Origin of the sequence: Salmonella sp. NW884 (assembly GCF_051700745.1) — a bacterium.
GTDB lineage: Bacteria > Pseudomonadota > Gammaproteobacteria > Enterobacterales > Enterobacteriaceae > Salmonella > Salmonella enterica.
Genome location: NZ_JAMMDE010000016.1, coordinates 35,432 through 52,968 on the forward strand (window position 1 = coordinate 35,432; position 17,537 = coordinate 52,968).

The following is a 17,537-nucleotide window of genomic DNA, read 5'->3' on the forward strand; positions in this document are numbered from 1 at the left end:
ATCAAGAAAATGGCTATCTTAATAAATCCTCCCCTGAAGCGCGGCATGATCAATATCACCGATGCTGCTATCGGAATTGGTGTCTTGTTTCTTATTATGGGGGTTATTGTGATCCCCATGAATAACTGGTTATCGAATCAGGCAAAAGCGATTGTGGCTGCAACCCAGGCAAAACGGGTACAAAAGGCGGTACAGCTCTACATCAAGGATAATCACTCAATGATAGCCAGCACGGCCACAGCCAGCACGCCGTACATATTTGGCGTTTCCCGGTTAATCAGCGCCGGATATTTGCCTACAGGATTCTCCACGACTAACGGTTTTGGTGCTACATATCAGACGCGAGTATTTGAGCCGACAGCAGATAAATTACAGTCCATGACCTATCTGGCAGGTGGTGCCAGGCTGTCAAAAAGCCTGGCCCGAAAGGTTGCGATCGGAATTGGCGCAGAAGGGGGAATCATTGACGGCAACACAGCGAAAGGAGCGCTGGGTAGCTGGAGTGTGGCGCTGTCTTCGTTTGGCGGTTATAACCCCGGTGATGGTAGCGTCGTGATTGCGGGTTTTTACGATCACGGTATCAGTATTAATGATTACTTGTATCGTAAATCCGTTCCCGGACATCCGGAATTAAATACGATGAGCACGTCCCTGAACATGGGAAATAACAATATAACCAACGCAGCCACTACAACGACAACCACGCTGAATGCAACTGATGTTAATTCTACTAATGTCACCGCAACAAACAATGTAACAGGTACGAATGTTAATGCCAGGACGACGCGCACCGAAGGGGAGACATACACCGGGGGATGGTTCCGCACAACCGGAGATACGGGATGGTATAGCGAGAAACACGGTGGCGGCATTTATATGACGGATAATTCCTGGGTCAGGGTATACAACGACAAGAATTTCTCAACCGGAGGGCAGATCAAAGGGGGGACAGTAAGAGCTGATGGACGACTGTATGCAGGAGAGGCATTACAGCTTGAAAAAGTGTACACCGCTGGTTCTGGTTGCTCACCAAACGGGCTTATAGGGCGGGATGCTTCTGGTGGTATACTTTCCTGCCAGTCAGGAATATGGAAATCGTCGGAATTTTCTTTCCGGGTTGCCGGAACGTTCCAGGTCTGGCCGGGGCAAACAGTAAATCTGGGGCGGTTTAAATTGTGTATCAACACGTACCGTATTGACGGACGAGAAATGGCTCTGACAGAACTTATTCCTACCGATGGTCCTGACTCAAACGGCAACATGAACTGGCGTGCAATGAACGCAACTCAGTATCCTTCGTATTATATGGGAATTCATTGTTTTATTTAACTGGTGTGCCTGAAATTAGATCTTGTATTATACATGTGGCAGGTGCTGATATTTATTTTCATAGGAAAATAAAGATGAAATCCTTTGTTGTTATTTCGCTACTTTTTTTATGGCTGGCTTTTTATGGAAACCTCCGGGATGATAATGACAATTATGCTGCTTCATTGAGGGAGGGCAAAGCCCTCCTGTTTCTGAATTACGTTAATGTATTTGACTCTTATTATGAATTAAATCCTGACTATAATGGAAATGTGACTCATAACGTCACAGCTCCGTCATGGCTTCCGGCTAATGTGGATATTCAAATGTTTATTGAAAATAAAAGGGGATATGTGTTTATGCCCGCGTACCCAGGTGTTTACAATAATATTCTGAAGAGAACGGAAGGAAGTGTTCTTGTTGGTGTTTCGGATAGTTCGTCTCTTGTGACAGAAGCCGGAAGGATTAACAAACCCTCCTTCATTCCTTCTGGTTACATTGTTTATATGAGGTAAGTATGACATGGTACTTACTTTTACTCACAGTGATTTTATTTTCCTGTACTTTTGCAGTTAAGCTTCCAGCTATTTACTCAAGAGAGAAAAAAAGAGCAATTATTCAATGCGAAGATTTGAAAAATGAAATGGATAACATCGGAGTGTATCCGCTGGCCGCAGTTTGTATGTTATTAATACCCGTTTCGATATTTTACTTTTCACAAGATATATTGTTATCTTCATATCTTTTTTTTCTTGCAATCGTTTCCTATACTGATTTAAGCGCCAGATGGATTCCTGATTCAGAAATATATTTTTTGGTTGCTTTATCAGTGTATTCGTTGAAGGATAAAGATACTGTATCTCAACTGTTATCTGCTGCATTTTTTATATTGCCAGCTCTTATCCTTCATCTTTATGGCTATCTGGTGAAGAAAGAAATATGGATAGCGTCCGGCGATTTTTATGTTATACCGACAATTGGTATTATGGTCCTTCCGGAGTATGCAGCCACTCTAATGCTTGTCGCACTGGTTATCTGTATTGCTGTTACCAGATGGATTCCCAAAATACCTTTTGTCACAGTCCTGTTTTTTGTTTTTTCAGGCTATCAGGTTCTGATATTAAGCGGGGCATTATGAACAGATTATTTCTTATAATTATACTTATTATGTTTTCTCCGTTTGGTTTCTCTCAGGTAGAAAAAAACACCAATGGTTTTTACAACTGTTTCAGAATGGCTGGTACCCGTTACTCAATTGATCATCGTTTACTGATTGCTATCGCAGAAGTGGAAAGTGGTATGAGCCCTAAAGCGATCGGTCTGAATAAGCGAGGTGGTAAGGTTGTCAGTGAGGATGTAGGCTTAATGCAAATCAACTCATCCTGGTTCCCAACTCTTAATAGTATGGGTATTACACGAAACGATTTACTTGAAAACCCATGCCAGAACATTTATGTCGGCGCATGGATACTTGCTAAGAACATTTCATCCAACGGTGTTAACTGGGAATCAGTTGGTGCTTATAATGCAGGGTTTAAAGGCGCTAATGCACCATTTCGCATGAAATATGCAAAAAAGGTTTATGCAAAGTATCTTGCTCTAACCGGAGAAGGTTAATAAATTCTAATTCCTATTTAAATTTCAGGCAGTCCACACTTAATTTTAAGAGGTTCAGGGATGCATGTGATTAATCAATTGGCATGTAACAGTAATACACTTTCATTGCATGATATTTTTAAAATATGTCAAAACACCTGGGTTCTTCGACTTGTAAAAACAGAGGAAGACGAAAAATATATTCGAATTATCATTTGTGGTATTTATCGCATTCAAAAAAATAAAAAAAATGGCAAGGTCAGCATGTGGGGCTACAAGCTGAAAGATAAAGAATCTGGAGTATGGTGCCGAAGAAATTCGCTTCCGAGTAATGTGTATTTATTCTGGTCGAAAAAGGCAGCATTTGATATGGACGACTGGCTTAGGTGCGCGATTAATTATGTGATCAAATCATTAGTTGAGGCTGGTTTTTCAATTGCCGACAAACTTTATTTATACCGTATAAGAGCACGTAACGGGAAGAGCGCCTTTGTTTCCACGCTAATACCATCCAGTGTAATTCAATACTTGTATTATGGTGAACTGTATCATCCTCTGGGGAAAGTCGCATTGTTTAATTACCCCTATAGTGCGCAGCATATCACTAAACATGAATTGCTTGAAGAAATAGAAAAGAAAATCTATCAAAGAGCATATAAGGTTATTGGGGTAGATAATGAATTTAATGCTTCAAAAGCTCTAAGTAAAAGCATATGGATGATTGTTGATAAATCCATTTTCACAAAATATGCAAGGGCCTCACATTGCTCTATAACTTACAATTCTGTTCGCCAGGCAATTTTTAAAGACTATCTGGACTTTTCAAAACGAATTCATATTACTGAGGGGGTGGATTTTGGCGGTCTGTGGCCTATGGTTGGACGTCTCAGACGCCAGCATAAAACAGGACGATTTATTTTATCAGGAAAGACTAAAGAGTTGTTTGAGAAACTTAATTTTCCCTGCAACCTCAGTTATGGGGATTTCAGGAAGTTACGGCATACCCGATTGTCTTTGGTCTCAGCTTTAAATGATAATCGCTATGAGTCCTTCAGGCTAATAACCAGATTGTTACACAATCCACTTATAAAACGTTATCCAGTAAAAGTGGTTTTCTGGATTATAGAGTATCTGGAGTCGCGTTATCGTTATGACAAAGAGGATGACATTTATCGTGTGTGTTCAAAATGGCTTGAATACCATTGTGATTTATTTAAAAACATTGGGTTCCGTGAACACCACTCAGAACCCTGGATAATGTCTCGTTGGGAAACGGAAAAAAATTTTCTGTGCCATGCAATTGACTGGCTATTGGATGAAGAACCGTTAATTCACAAAAACCAGCAGTGGCCTTCTTTCTGGAGATTATCTGATGAGTGGACACAGCGAGTAAGGCAAAACGCTACGGCAGCAATAAAAGAATGGAAAGGAACGGGTATTGACTGGAAGGCCATTGATAAGGGTGTTACTGAACTGGTCACCTTTGAAGGCCTGTGTAATGAAGGGCGGGAGATGGAACACTGCGTTGCCAGTTATGCTGACTGGTGTGCCTCCGGTCAGTATCTTGCTATTTCAGTATCAATGGAAAATGAAAGAGCAACACTCGGCCTCTCCAGAACTGAGCATAATATTACATATCAGTTTGACCAGATGAGAGGTATTCATAATCAGGCAGTTTCAAGGAATATGCTGTACAGAGGTAAACACATTTTAAAAACTATTAATACCATTTTGACAAAAACGGATTCAGTTTAATGCGAGGATTAATCATGGTGAATGATAAAAATCTTTCCGCTGAATTCAGAGAAATTTAACTGTCTGATATTTTAAATCACTATTCAGTATAACATTGTTAAAAGAGGATATATATATGGCTAGTAAAGGTGTCAATAAGGTTATTCTTGTCGGGAATCTCGGTGCAGATCCAGAATTAAGATATATGCCGAATAATGTTGCAGTCGCAAACTTTACTCTTGCGACCTCAGAATCCTGGAAAGATAAACAAAGCGGAGAAGATAAGGAGAAGACTGAATGGCACAGAATTGTTATTTATAACAAATTAGCTGAAATTGCCGGAGAATATCTGCGTAAGGGAATGCAGGTTTATATCGAAGGAAAGCTACAAACCCGAAAATGGCAGGATCAACAAGGGCAAGAGCATTATACAACTGAAATTGTTGTTGACCAAAAAGGGGTGATGCAAATGCTTGGTGGCAGTCGGCAAAATGGCAATATAAAAGCAGGAGGAAATAGTGGAGGATGGGGGAAAACACCTACGGCAAATGGGAATGGAACTCCGCAGTCGTCCGTTCCGGCCTCCGCTGGGGAACCACCGATGGATTTTGACGATGATATTCCCTTTATTGGACACGGATACGGGGTTTGTCGTAAGGCTATTTACGCTATTTCCTGATGGGCGGGGCATTATTGCCTCTCTTATTTTATTAACTATATAATCACATAGTCGGGATGATTAAATGAAAATACTTTGGATAGCGGAAAAACCGGAGTTGGGGCGGCTTATTGCTCAGGTTCTGGGAAATGGTCAAACTCATGATGGATACATCGTTTGTGGATCACATATTGTTTCCTGGTGTATTGGACATTTAGTTAAATTAACTCCTCCAGGAGAACTTAATCCAGATTACATAAAGTGGCGTCGGGAAACATTACCGATGAAACTCCGTCCGTTGCAGTACAGCATTTTACCGAATACTGAACAGCAATTTAGGGTATTGACCAATCTTATTAATGGTGCTGATGAAATTATCCATGCAGGCGATCCCGATGAAGAAGGACAATTACTGGTTGAAGAGATTCTGGATTACTGTGGTAATAAGGCTCCAGTGAAGCGAGTATTAATTAACGATCTGAACCCGGAGGCCGCACATCGGGCTATGCGTAATCTTCAGGATAACCAGGCGTTTTACGGCTTGTACCAGAGAGCACTGGCGCGTAATGCAGCAGATTATTTGTATGGCCTGAACATGACAAGAGCATATACCATTGCGGCTATAGAAAAAGGGCATACCGAGACAATTTCCGTGGGAAGGGTACAGACGCCGGTACTGGGGCTGGTTGTCAGGCGCTTTGAGGAGAACAGGGACCATAAGGCATCGTTCTATTGGGTTGTTGAAGGTGAATTGTCCGGTGAAAAAGGTGTTTGTCCGGTGGTGTTGAGTGTACCTGATGATGCACCTGTGGATGAAAAGAAACGGATTATTAACGAATCATATGCAACTGATATTGTTAAACGTTGTCAGGGGAAGACGGCGACAGTAACGCTTGCAATAACGGAACCGAAAAGCAAGCAGCCACCCTTACCGTTTGCCTTGCTGGATCTTCAGGTGAAAATGAACCGCCAGTATGATTTCGATTCAGAAAAGACACTGGCAATAACGCAACGTTTGCGGGAAGAATATAGGGCAATTACCTATAACCGCTCAGACTGCCGTTACCTGTCGTCAGAACAGTTCTTACAGGCTCCAGCTACTCTAATCATGCTACGCCAGCGGTTCCCGGAGCTGGAGAAGTATTTGGATCTGGCCGACAGTAGCCGTAAAAGTCGCGCATTTAATGATAAAAAAATCAGCGCACATACTGCGATTATCCCCACGCCGTTACCTGTTAATCTCGATAAAATGACAACTGATGAGAAAAAGGTGTACGACGTAATTGTTGCACAATATCTGGCTCAGTTTATGCCGGAAAAAACTTTTGAATCAACTGTTGCAGAGTTTGATGTTGATGGTCTGGTGTTCCGCCAGAGAGCTATTCATCAACTTGAACCCGGATGGAGCGCATTACTTTCCGAGCGAGAAGATGGGTGTTCACAGGATAGTCAGGCTGTTTTCAATGTGATTTCTGCATTGTGTCCAGGCGAACAGATGGTATTTAATAAAGTGATCTCTCGTCGTGAAGCTACGTCACCGCCCTCATTGTACACAGAAGCATCATTACTCGAAGACTTACAGCGAGTGGCGAAATACGTTGATGATCCCCGGATTCGCCAGCTTCTGGTGGATAGAGACGAAGGAAAAGAAGGCGAACATGGGGGAATTGGTACGCCAGCCACCCGAAGTAAGATTCTGGCGCTTTTGCAGCAGCGTGGCCTCATGGTTCTTCAGAATAAAAAGTTTGTTCCTACAGAACTTGGGATTTCTTTTATCCATGCCTTGCCGCCTGTTATGACTACACCAGATATGACGGCGCTATGGCACGAGCAACAGCGTATGATTGAGGCTGGAGAGTTGACCGTTGATGAGTTCCTTAATGAGCTGGAGCAATTTATTTCCTATCAGGTGGAACATGTTGATGTATCCGGACTGAAGGTAACTGTTTATCCATGCTCCTGTGGTGGACGCTATATTCGTCGACAGAACGACAAAGGCGTATTTTGGGGATGCAATAATTATCCTGATTGTCGTAATGCAGTTCCGGATAAAGGCGGTGTACCTGATTTCAGTGTTCGGGAGTTTGAAGCTAAGGTCAAATGCCCGATGTGTGGCAGTAAAATGAAGGTTTCTCCAAAAGCTTACAGTTGTACAAATATTCCAAAGTGTGAGTTCCGTTTGTGGGGGACTCAGTTTAACAAAGAGCTTACTATGACTCAGGTAGTGGATCTGCTGACAAAAGGGAAAACAAGAGAGATTAAGGGATTTAAAAAGAAGGATGGTAGTAAGTTCGATGCAGTGTTGACTCTTAATCAGGATGGTTCGATTACACCGACTTTTCTGAAGAAAAAAAAGCGATCTGCTTTTTGAAGAGCAGTTATATCAAGATTGCCACGGAGGGCGGTCCTGAATCTTTTGCCAGTCAGATTGGCACATCTGGTGCGCCGTAAAACCCTGTCCTTCAGGGAGGAGTATTTTTTTTCAGATTTTTTGTTGCGACCGGGGACGTATTCGCAGATGGCCAGCATCAGATAAGTGATGCCGGCAATTTTTATATTGTCTATTTTTCAGTAGGTTAAATGTATTTTTGGTCGATTATTAATATTCATTTTTTTTGATTGATTATTACTACATACAAGGTTAGGAACAACGAAATAGAATAACTACTTGCCTTGTGTGTATATGTGTGTATAATGGTTTGCAGGTTAGGGAGGACATATGAAATCTGCTGACCTGTTGAAAGAACTGATAGCCGCAGGATGTGAGCTTCGACGGCATAACGGAGGGAGTCACCAGATATGGTGGTCTCCCATAACAGGAAAAACCTTTCCTGTTCCGCATCCGAAAAAGGACTTGCCCCTCGGTACTGTCAGATCAATCAAAAAAATGGCGGGGATTTAATCCCCGCCGACTTGGAGGTAAGGTATGTTTTTCTCTGTTGGGATTGAGTCCCCAAAAAATGCCAGCACTGCATTTGGTATTATTGTTCCTGCTTTTGACCAGTTTAATTATGGTTGCGTCTCCGCAGCGGACGAACAGGCTGACATTCCGGTAATGGCTCGTGAAGCTATTCTAAGCATCGTTGAAGAAATGATTATCAGCGGTGCTCACTCTGTTGAAGATATTACGGATGCCGGTTTTATGGTCTATGCCGCCAACCCTGAATATGCGCATTGTGATACCTGGTTCATGATTGACGTTGACCTTTCTGAATTCGAAGGAAAACAGCAACGAGTCAATATCACTCTTCCTGATGTGTTGATTAAACGGATTGATGGTTTTATCCAGGGGAAACGCCCTGTATATAAGGACAGAAGTCATTTTCTTGCACAGGCTGCCAGACGTGAGCTGTCAAGTAAATAGAGAAGAGTCACAGTTTTCCCGCTTGTATGATTAATAATCACTGGGTACGGAACGTGAATCCGTACCCATCTCTTTAATGCGCGTAGCGCATGGAAGCGACAAACACTGCTTCAAATAAACATATCTGGTTCATGTCGCTGGTGACGCGGCGTAGCCGCCCGTGATCCGAATAATAAGAAGTAACCCCCTCCCCGCCCTGCCAAGCGGGTTTTTTGGCGTGGCGAGCAGTGCGCAGCCATGCCTGCGGGATGTCAGATCAATAAAGGTTTGATGGTCGAAGACAAGCAATATTTTCAGGAAATTTAAAGGAGAGGAATTGTGGATGACTGGCGTTCAAAGCCCAGAACCGGGCGCGCAAAAATAACAGAACATTCAACTGAAATAAGAATACTTCTTGCTGAAGGAAAAACAAACAGGCAGATATATAATCTTTTGACCAACAAAGGATTAGATATTAGTGAATCTCAATTTAATCGTCATATTAAAAAAATATTTCGCCCTCATGATAAACAAAGTAAAAGTCAATTGTTTAATTCCGAGGTTAATGAGAAGAAATGTGATAGTGCCATTAATTCAGATATCTCTTTGCCCTATGAATGGAATAATATCGGAGTTTTTTCTGAAAAGTTAATCACTGATTTAGAAAATAACGGTTATACACCTGGTATCGTGAGAGAATGGGGGTTGCCGGAGTCTCAAATTCGGCAGAGGTTAATTATTGAAAATGCACGTCAGAAAGGAAAATGAAAATGAATATTAAAATTGCTGTGGTAAATAATTCAGGAAACATGGGGAAGTCAACAATCTGTGATTCTTTGTTATTACCTCGTCTTGAAGGAGCAAAAGTTGTTAAAGTTGAAACTATAAATACTGATGGTACAAATGATGTGAAGATCAGTGCAAAAGAATTCCTTGAAATAACTAAAAAAATTGGTGCGAAAGGTAGCGTTATTGTTGATGTCGGTTCATCGAATGTTGAGATATTTTTTGAAAAAATAAGGGAGTTTCATGGTACGCAAGAGGACTTTGATTATTTTATTGTGCCTGTTACTCCTGAAAATAAGGGGCAAATGGATACCTTATTGACTATTGGTGCATTACTGGATCTTAATGTAGAACCTGAAAGAATAAGGGTGATATTTAATAAGGTTGATCCGGGGCGGGCTTTTGATAAACAGTTCTCAGGGATTCTTGAAAACCAGCTATTTTGTTCTTTAAAGATTAAACGCTATCCAATAATCAGAAATACAGAGTTGTTCTTTCATCTTAATGAAATGAACAAAACGCTAAAGGAGGTTTTGGATGATGATCGTGATTTCCGGAAGTTGATGCGAGAATGTGAAGATGATGATGAACTAGAGATATTATCAACAGAACGTGCTATTAAACGGCTGGCTACTGGAGTAAATGAAGATTTAAATATGGCCTTTAATTTGTTAGATATTGTTTGAGGTTAATATGTCAGATAATATTGATAAAATAACATCTGAATTTATACAGAAGTTTGAGAGTGAACTTAACAAAAAGGTTGAGGGTGTACTGGAAAATAAAGTAAGAGGGATGTTGGTTGATTTTAGAGACTTGCAAAAAAGAATTGAGGATTTTCCCGGTTTATTTGCTTCTAAAATTGATGATGTAAATGATGCTATACGTGCGACACCTGGTACTCTTGAGGAGTCATTACAAAAGGTTTTTGTCTCCGTAGAGGAAATGGAGAAAACAACCGAGCGTCTTCTTGATGACTATAAAGTTACTATGCGGGCCAACTCCATTAATGAACTTGAGTTAATTAAGCTGAAAATAGCAGGACAAATTCATGAATCTATTCAGGATGCGCTTGATAAGCCTTTGGAGGAAGCAAAGGAAAAAACGAAGGAGATAAACACCATTTTAAAAAATGGGCTTAGAGCAGAAATGAGCAGCCGCGTGGCATTAGGACTAGGAGGGTTAATTGGCATAGCATTTTTATCAATTTCAGGGTGCCTTGCGTTTGGAATTCTGTATCTACAGCAACAGGATAAAGCAGAACAATATTATAACGCATTCCGTGATCAAAAGGCAGTTATCGAACGTATGCCGGAGGGGGTACAACGTCAGTTCCGGGAAGAAACAAAGAAATACTTTAACCTTAATTGAGGTGACGGCATCTCTCTCCTGCAGTTCCTGGATTGCCATTAATACGTATTAGTGCGCTGGAATGCGTATTAGTGCGTGTGTATTTGATTCGTAGTACGTATCAGTGCGCATTAATGCGTTTATGTGAATTGTACCGAAAAATAGTGCGCATCAGTGCATATTAATGCGTGTGGATAACACTATGTCTCATAGTCAGAGGCACGTGACCGATGTTTACAGAATGCCGGAAGCATTCTGTAAAATCGACGTGCCAAAGGGGATACCCCTTTGAAACCCCCGCAGGGGCGATTTACCTGGCGGTGGCGAAAGGGATTTTTACCAGAGGTGGCATATGACAGAAAACATTAAAAAAGACAGGGTTGTCTCATTCCGTTTATCAGAAAGCGAATTTGCTCCTTTTGAAAAAAAACTCGCTGCTTCAGAAATGAAAAAATCTGAATTCTTCCGCGAAATTTTTTTAAACGCTAATGTTAATCTTACAGTAAAAGGAGCACCATCAAAAGAATTAAAAGACCTTGTTTATATTTTTAGTAAATCAAGTAACAATCTTAATCAGATTGCATATAAATTAAATTTGGCTCATCAAATGGGAAGGGTTTCTGAATCGTTGTACATAAATATTCTTAATCGCCTTGTGAATATCGAGGAGCTAATGTTAGCAGGAGTTAATAATGCTGATTAGGGTTTCTGGATATAATGATGGTGCAAAAGAATACCTTGAGGAGGGAGTTAAAAAAGAGAGAGAGTTTACCCGCGACGAGCTGGATGAACGTGTCATGCTTTGGGGAAATCTTGATTTAACCCAGAAAATTTACCAGCAAATTCCGGATAATGGTCAGGAACGGTATGTATCAATAACAATGTCTTTCTTTGAAGAGCATATTCCTGTTGAAACTATGAAGGATATTGTTCAAGAGTATCGTCAGTTTTTAATGTATGCTTACCGTGATGATGAATATAATTTTTATGCCGAAGCTCATCTCCCAAAGATAAAGCAAGTTCAGGATAAGAAAACTGGAGAAATGATAGACAGGAAGCCTCATATTCATATGATAATACCAGAGGTTAATCTTTTGTCCGGGAATATCATAAATCCACGAGGTAATTATACAGCAAATGAAAAATATTTTGAGGCATTCCAGGAATACATAAACCAGAAATACAATCTTGTTTCTCCACGAGAGCGGGTACGTGTTGATCCTACAAACGCTGCCGATGTTCTGTCACGTTATAAGGGAGACGACTTCAATAATAAGAATAGAGAGTTTAAACAGCAACTGGTAAGAGATATTATTGATAAAAACATTACAACCCGTAATGGCTTCTATGATTATGTTGCATCATTTGGTGAAACCAGAATACGTAATAAGGGCGGTGATAACGAGTATATTGCTGTGAAACTTCCGGAAGATAAAAAGTTTACCAATCTGAAGGAGAGTATTTTTTGCGATGATTTTATTGTACATCGGGAGCTAAAAAAACCACCACTCGACAAAAATGTTATTTATCAACGGTTACAGGAATGGCCGCAGCGCTCATACGAACTTAAATATGTCAGCAAAGCCAGTGAAGGTTTCCGTCATCAGTACAGAGACTCATCTCCGAGTGAAAAATTAATTCTACTGGAACAGCGAAAAAAAGAATTCTATCAGACTTACGGGGGAAAAAATGGCCTATACCCTACCCAACGGGAAAGTAATAACCAGCGAAGTATTACTGAAACTGAAAGCAGAAGAACTTCCTGGGTTGCCTATAGCTTGCAAAGTATGCCCGGCAGCGACATGGCAACTGACGGGAAATCTGGATTCACCAGGCCTCCGTTGCTTTTGCCGGGTGATGCATCTTTTCAGTTGGGACAGCCGGAATCCACCGGAGGAGATTCTGGATTGCGACATGATTTACGAACCGGAAGAAGAGGACGACGAGACGATTCACGACCAGGAGGACAAACTCCCTCCGTTCCTGGCATCCCGCCGCTCTCTTCTTACTCAGGATGGTCAGGAAGTAAATACCGATCAGGACTTCGAGGGATTATGGCCGGAGGCTTAAACCTGCCTCCTTATGCTGGAAATCCCCGTCGAAAATCCACCACCAAAGATGTGGAACAGCGTAGTCAGTTATTGCTACGGCGCAGTACCAGTGATGGTAACTGGTATTTCAGTCCGGCACGGAAACAATGGCCGCACAGGGAAAAGAATGCCTCATATGTAGCAGCCTGGTTTCTCCGTCAGAGCGAACAGAATCAAATTCTGCCAGCTCAAAAAAGAGCTATTCGCAGCGTCGATAGCCAGTTTTTTACGGCCAGACGACTCATTTTTCAGGATGAACGTCTTACACGATCGGAGAAAACACAATTGCTGTCTGTATTAACTTTTGAGCGCCTCAAGGCTCATCGTGGTATTACCAGGCCGGAAGAACCGGCGTTAGAGGAGATCAGAGATATGGGAAGTGAAGATATTCGTAAGTTGATTAAAGAAAAGAGCCGTACATCAAGAAACAGCATTGCCGGTGATGACGAAAAAGATAAATCTGTTCCTCCTGCCGGGCATCGTTTCTCCCGGATAGTCCATAAACTGAAAAATCAAATTGAGGGCGACGACATTCACCAGGAACGTCAGAAAAAACTGACGGCAGCGGATCTTTATACCCGCAGGTCAAAACTCACCAAAAATGTACACTATAAAGACAAAAAGACGGACAGGACGTTATTTGTTGACACGGGAACAGCGATTGCTGTTCGCAGGGAAGGTATGTCATCAGCGGCGCTAACTGTCGCTCTGGAGTTAGCAAAAGAACGTTTTGGTAGCACGTTAAACATTAAGGGAACAGCGGAATTTAAGCAGCAGGTTATTGATGTTGTTGCGAAGAATGGTCTGGATATTCACTTCACCAGTAAGGAGATGAACCGACAACTGGAAGAGAGAAAAGCGGAGCTGGCCGCAGAACGAGACGGGCAGGCCATAGAGCAACCAGACGTTGTTCCGGAAAAGGCACCTATGTCTCAGGATACTTCTCCCGTTGCGCCCACCACAAGACAACCGGATGAAGCAAATGCCAGTGATGCGAATACGGACAGCGAGTCCTCTGATGTTAATGTGCCAGTAGATTTACCATTCTGGCGAACTGTGGTTCATCTTGAAGGAAAACTAATTGATCACGGAAGGGCCCCACTTGAGCATCAAAAAGGCAACGTAGAGAGCTATTTTGTTACGGTCAGGGATAAAGACGGAAATGAGAGAACACACTGGAGTTCTGACCTTCAGGATGTAATGAAAGGTCGCCGCCGGGGGCAAAATATTTCTCTTGAACAGAAAGAATCTCGTCCTGTAGAGGTGAACGTCCGTGATGAACACGGTAATTCTGCAATCCGGGAGGCCGTGCGCCGTGAATGGAGCTTCTCGCGGCTTCCAAATGATGTCGTTACGAAAGAGAGCGATAGCCCGGTTCAGGGTAGTAAGGAGCAGGCTACAGATATTAAAACTATTCAGGAGGACGCAGTGGCCGGTTCTCAGGACACAGAACTGGAAGACATGGCTGACCTGAATATGATTCAGTCCGGAAATGCCGTTGATATGATCCTGTCGAATCCGACGCTCCGTAATATGGCAATGACAGCCGGGCAAAAAGCGCGAGAGTTTAATGCACCGGCGGACGAAAAAAACACCGTTAATGCGCAAATTAATGCTGAAATTGTTGAACGATTTAAAGGAGTAGATCAGGAGCGCGAGCCACTTGAATTGATTCTTTCGGATACAGAACTGCGTGGTATGGCGCTTTCGATGGAGCAGAAAATGCGTGAGCAAGCTGCGCCGCTGGACAAGCTGGATGCTGTGGTAGCGGAGATTAATGGGGAAGTTGCTGCAAGGGTTGCCCGATTAGCCAGTGTTCCCATTCCTTCTTCTACGGTGGCCGCAACTGTTCAGACGAAAGATATCCATGCAAGGAACCAGGAGAAGGAAGGCAAGCCGACTGTACCCAGGAGGGATAAAGTTCATGAAGGTGTACTTGTGGACAGTGGTGCGGCTCCATACAAGTTTAAACCAGATATGAATAAGCCTGAAGAAGAGCGTAATGACAGTTTCTATGTGAAGCTGAAGATGGAGGATGGTAAGACGCGAACGCTGTGGGGGGTCGGACTGGAAAATGTTGTACGAGACTTTCAGAATGGGGAGCGTGTGAAATTGAAGGATAAGGGTGTTGAACCCGTAACATGGAAAGAGACCTTGAAGGATGGGCGTGTGGTTGAGAAATCCGGCGATCGTCGGATCTGGGAGGGTACATCATTAACCCGCGAAGCAGAAATAATGAAAGGTTTCCGTGTATCGAATATGGAACATGATAACGACGGTCCGGACATAGCGTGACTGCTGTTATCACCAACCTGGCATTTCTGGTCAGGCATTACGCCGGAACCAGAAATACAAGTCTCCACAATGCCAGCTCTGCGGGGCTGGCCCACTCAGTATTCAGATAGTTTTTTCGCCATGCTCATGCTAACTGCGTGAGTAAAAACACGAATGTCTGTAATACGGGCTGCCAATTTACGGAATTTGTAGTAGTCTCTGTCAAATGATCCTTTTTAGATCCTTGAGGAGGCAGAGATGTCTGATGCCGTAAACCCAGCTACTTCCTCAAAAAAAACGAAACGGTCGTATCGTAAAGGTAATCCGATTCCTTCAAAAGAACGGCAGCAGGCTTATTTGAGCAGAAAAAGTGAGACGCATAAAGCTCTCAGTGCTGTTATCCGTATTCCATTGAAAAAGAAGCTGGAACAGTTTGCAGCAGAGGAAGGGATTACCCAGGCGGAGATGATTGAAAGGCTGATTGAGTCTGAAATTATCCGGCGCTCCGAGAATTTGTGAAGTTTGTCAATATTTACAATTTCTTGATCCTTTTCGGACGGAGTGATAGATTACGGATCGTTTGTTACCGTGAATTTTTGGTTGGTCGCGCCATAAGGCGGCTGGGAACTGGTTCTGATGAGGTGTCTACCCGGAGCCAGAAAAGCAAAAACCCCGATAATCTCTCTATGTTTGGCGACGAAGAAGATTACCGGGGCCCCATCAAAACTGCATAGCCATCAATCAGACTATGCAGGGAGTATAGTTTTATGCTCAGAAAAATTCAATACTTGTTTCTGTGCTCATTACTCCTTCCGTGCATTGTAAGTGCAGGAAGAAGTGACTGACGTTACACATTACCTACAGGTCAAAAATCCTAACCCTCAGTTCATAGAACCTGCGGACAAGGAGACTCTTTCCTTCTGCCGGAAGATGATGGAAAAAGCTCAGGGGTTCTCTGAACGCTTTGAGTTTCTTGTGCATGTAGCGTTTTCACGTTCGATTGGGAAGCGTCGGCGTAAACCGCCTGTTTTACGTTGTCGGGCGATTGACGCCCTGATGCAGGGCATGTGTTTTCACTATGACCCCCTGGCTGGTAATCTCGGACGTGTTCAGTGTTCGACAACCACCCTTGCGATAGAGTGTGGACTGGCAACAGAATCCAGAAATGATAAGCTGTCCATCTCACGGGCAACCCGTGCCTTGCGTTCCCTTGCCAGTGATTTTGGACTCATTACTTATGATACAGAGTTTGATCCGGAAATAGGGTGCAACATACCGTCCAATATCCAGTTTACCCCGGCGCTGTTTGAGGCTCTTGGTATCTCGATGGCGTCACTGGAGGCTATCCGGAAGAATCGTGCGGAATGGCAGAATAAACAGCGAGAGAAGGAAGGTCTGTCACGTCTGTCTCTCGAAGAGCTGGCACTAAATGCATTTAATTATGTTCGAAGCAAATTCCGGGAATATCATCGGGAGCTACGTTTGCACGGGCTTAAACGCGCCAGGGCGAAACGTGATGCAGAACGCAGCCGTAATGAAATCAGGACACTGGTGAAGCGTGAACTCACCAAAGAAATCTCGATGGGACGTTTTCCGGCCAATATGGAGCTTGTTAATCGCGAGGTTGAGCGGCGGACGTCCGAGCGAACAATCATGTCCAGAGGTAATTACTCTCGTCTTTCCCCTGCCCCCGCCTGATAACTCTTTATGTATCCGGTTAACGCCGGAGGTTTCCGCACGTCCATAGAAAATATTTGTACAAAATTACACCATTCAGTACCGGTAGTTGCCGGGCATCCAGCAATTATAACCTGTAAATTTTACGGCCAACGGTCAAAAAATATATGTGAGTGGTCGTTTTGTGTACCAGGAACTGTTATCAACATATAACTGCAAGGGATTTACACTAATAAGTAGCGATCGAGGACGCCAATAAGTGCTGTTCGATAATGTTTCAAACTGCCACATTTCTTTTAAACCCCTGTTCTGTACTCTCATTTAAACTTCTAAAGTAAAAATCCATTAAATAGATAACCTATTCACCGCCTGCCCTGTGGACAGGCTAAATGAGGCCCGTTCTTGCAGCGGACTAACGTCCGCGCCGATCCGGAAACACCAGATAGCACCTCCCACCGCCAAAGGCGGCGGGCCCCAACAATCCACCACTTAGTTACAACATTAAAAATAAAAACCGCCAGAATCAGCACAAACCCAACCATCCAGCTCCCACCCACCACTGAAAAGCGCCGCCGCCCCGGCCCGAAGGGCCGGAATGGAGTCGCTTTTAATGATGGATGATGTAACTAAACTACTGAGTGGCTTTTAGTCCCCTTTGGCTTTGCAGGGCGATGGCCCCACTACGTGATGCCATCACCCCGCCAGCAGGGTATTTTCTGTG

Annotated in this window: 17 protein-coding genes; all 17 read left to right on the plus strand. The window is 43.0% G+C overall.

Annotation, left to right across the window (positions count from 1 at the left end; genetic code table 11):
• Positions 1-9: 9 nt before the first annotated feature.
• The 17 genes from pilV to repA (NA197_RS22125) all read left to right on the plus strand — a co-directional run bounded on the left by pilV (position 10) and on the right by repA (NA197_RS22125) (position 16,837).
• Complete coding sequence (pilV, locus tag NA197_RS22045; RefSeq protein WP_001749349.1) at positions 10-1,329, plus strand: shufflon system plasmid conjugative transfer pilus tip adhesin PilV; 1,320 nt, start codon at positions 10-12, stop codon at positions 1,327-1,329.
• A gap of 74 nt (positions 1,330-1,403) precedes the next feature.
• Positions 1,404-1,823 carry a type IV pilus biogenesis protein PilM gene (pilM, locus tag NA197_RS22050; protein ID WP_001749348.1) on the plus strand — a complete coding sequence of 140 codons (420 nt, stop codon included), beginning with the start codon at positions 1,404-1,406 and terminating at the stop codon, positions 1,821-1,823.
• A 2-nt stretch (positions 1,824-1,825) separates the two neighbouring features.
• On the plus strand, positions 1,826-2,446 hold the full coding sequence (locus tag NA197_RS22055) for a prepilin peptidase (RefSeq protein ID WP_001749347.1): 621 nt from the start codon (positions 1,826-1,828) through the stop codon (positions 2,444-2,446).
• Positions 2,443-2,925: a lytic transglycosylase domain-containing protein gene (locus NA197_RS22060; protein ID WP_001749346.1), complete on the plus strand. Its 483-nt coding sequence runs from the start codon at positions 2,443-2,445 to the stop codon at positions 2,923-2,925. The genes NA197_RS22055 and NA197_RS22060 overlap by 4 nt, the downstream gene beginning before the upstream one ends.
• 60 nt (positions 2,926-2,985) lie before the next feature.
• Positions 2,986-4,659 carry a PcfJ domain-containing protein gene (locus NA197_RS22065; RefSeq protein ID WP_438795266.1) on the plus strand — a complete coding sequence of 558 codons (1,674 nt, stop codon included), beginning with the start codon at positions 2,986-2,988 and terminating at the stop codon, positions 4,657-4,659.
• Between the two features lie 115 nt (positions 4,660-4,774).
• The gene (locus NA197_RS22070; RefSeq protein ID WP_001749344.1) at positions 4,775-5,317 is read left to right on the plus strand and encodes a single-stranded DNA-binding protein; all 543 of its coding nucleotides are present in this window, start codon (positions 4,775-4,777) and stop codon (positions 5,315-5,317) included.
• Positions 5,318-5,381: 64 nt separating this feature from the next.
• Positions 5,382-7,667 (plus strand): type IA DNA topoisomerase, encoded by a 2,286-nt coding sequence (locus NA197_RS22075; RefSeq protein ID WP_024139110.1) that lies wholly within the window; start codon positions 5,382-5,384, stop codon positions 7,665-7,667.
• Positions 7,668-8,015: 348 nt separating this feature from the next.
• Complete coding sequence (locus NA197_RS22080; protein WP_000833472.1) at positions 8,016-8,198, plus strand: type II toxin-antitoxin system HicA family toxin; 183 nt, start codon at positions 8,016-8,018, stop codon at positions 8,196-8,198.
• A 24-nt stretch (positions 8,199-8,222) separates the two neighbouring features.
• A complete protein-coding gene (locus NA197_RS22085) occupies positions 8,223-8,660 on the plus strand; it encodes a type II toxin-antitoxin system HicB family antitoxin (RefSeq protein WP_001749342.1) in 438 nt (145 codons plus the stop codon).
• A gap of 318 nt (positions 8,661-8,978) precedes the next feature.
• Positions 8,979-9,407 (plus strand): hypothetical protein, encoded by a 429-nt coding sequence (locus tag NA197_RS22090; RefSeq protein ID WP_001749341.1) that lies wholly within the window; start codon positions 8,979-8,981, stop codon positions 9,405-9,407.
• 2 nt (positions 9,408-9,409) lie between these two features.
• Positions 9,410-10,111: a StbB family protein gene (stbB, locus tag NA197_RS22095; RefSeq protein ID WP_001668755.1), complete on the plus strand. Its 702-nt coding sequence runs from the start codon at positions 9,410-9,412 to the stop codon at positions 10,109-10,111.
• A 7-nt stretch (positions 10,112-10,118) separates the two neighbouring features.
• Positions 10,119-10,796, plus strand: a complete 678-nt coding sequence (locus NA197_RS22100; protein WP_001749340.1) for a hypothetical protein — start codon at positions 10,119-10,121, stop codon at positions 10,794-10,796.
• 331 nt (positions 10,797-11,127) lie between these two features.
• A complete protein-coding gene (locus NA197_RS22105) occupies positions 11,128-11,478 on the plus strand; it encodes a plasmid mobilization protein (RefSeq protein ID WP_438795267.1) in 351 nt (116 codons plus the stop codon).
• Positions 11,468-15,160: an LPD7 domain-containing protein gene (locus NA197_RS22110; protein ID WP_001749338.1), complete on the plus strand. Its 3,693-nt coding sequence runs from the start codon at positions 11,468-11,470 to the stop codon at positions 15,158-15,160. Before NA197_RS22105 ends, NA197_RS22110 begins: the two co-directional genes overlap by 11 nt.
• A gap of 237 nt (positions 15,161-15,397) precedes the next feature.
• Positions 15,398-15,658: a replication regulatory protein RepA gene (gene repA / locus NA197_RS22115; protein WP_001749337.1), complete on the plus strand. Its 261-nt coding sequence runs from the start codon at positions 15,398-15,400 to the stop codon at positions 15,656-15,658.
• A gap of 248 nt (positions 15,659-15,906) precedes the next feature.
• Positions 15,907-15,984 (plus strand): RepA leader peptide Tap, encoded by a 78-nt coding sequence (gene tap / locus NA197_RS22120; RefSeq protein ID WP_031607063.1) that lies wholly within the window; start codon positions 15,907-15,909, stop codon positions 15,982-15,984.
• A complete protein-coding gene (gene repA, locus NA197_RS22125) occupies positions 15,977-16,837 on the plus strand; it encodes a plasmid replication initiator RepA (RefSeq protein ID WP_001749336.1) in 861 nt (286 codons plus the stop codon). The genes tap and repA (NA197_RS22125) overlap by 8 nt, the downstream gene beginning before the upstream one ends.
• Positions 16,838-17,537: the final 700 nt, after the last annotated feature.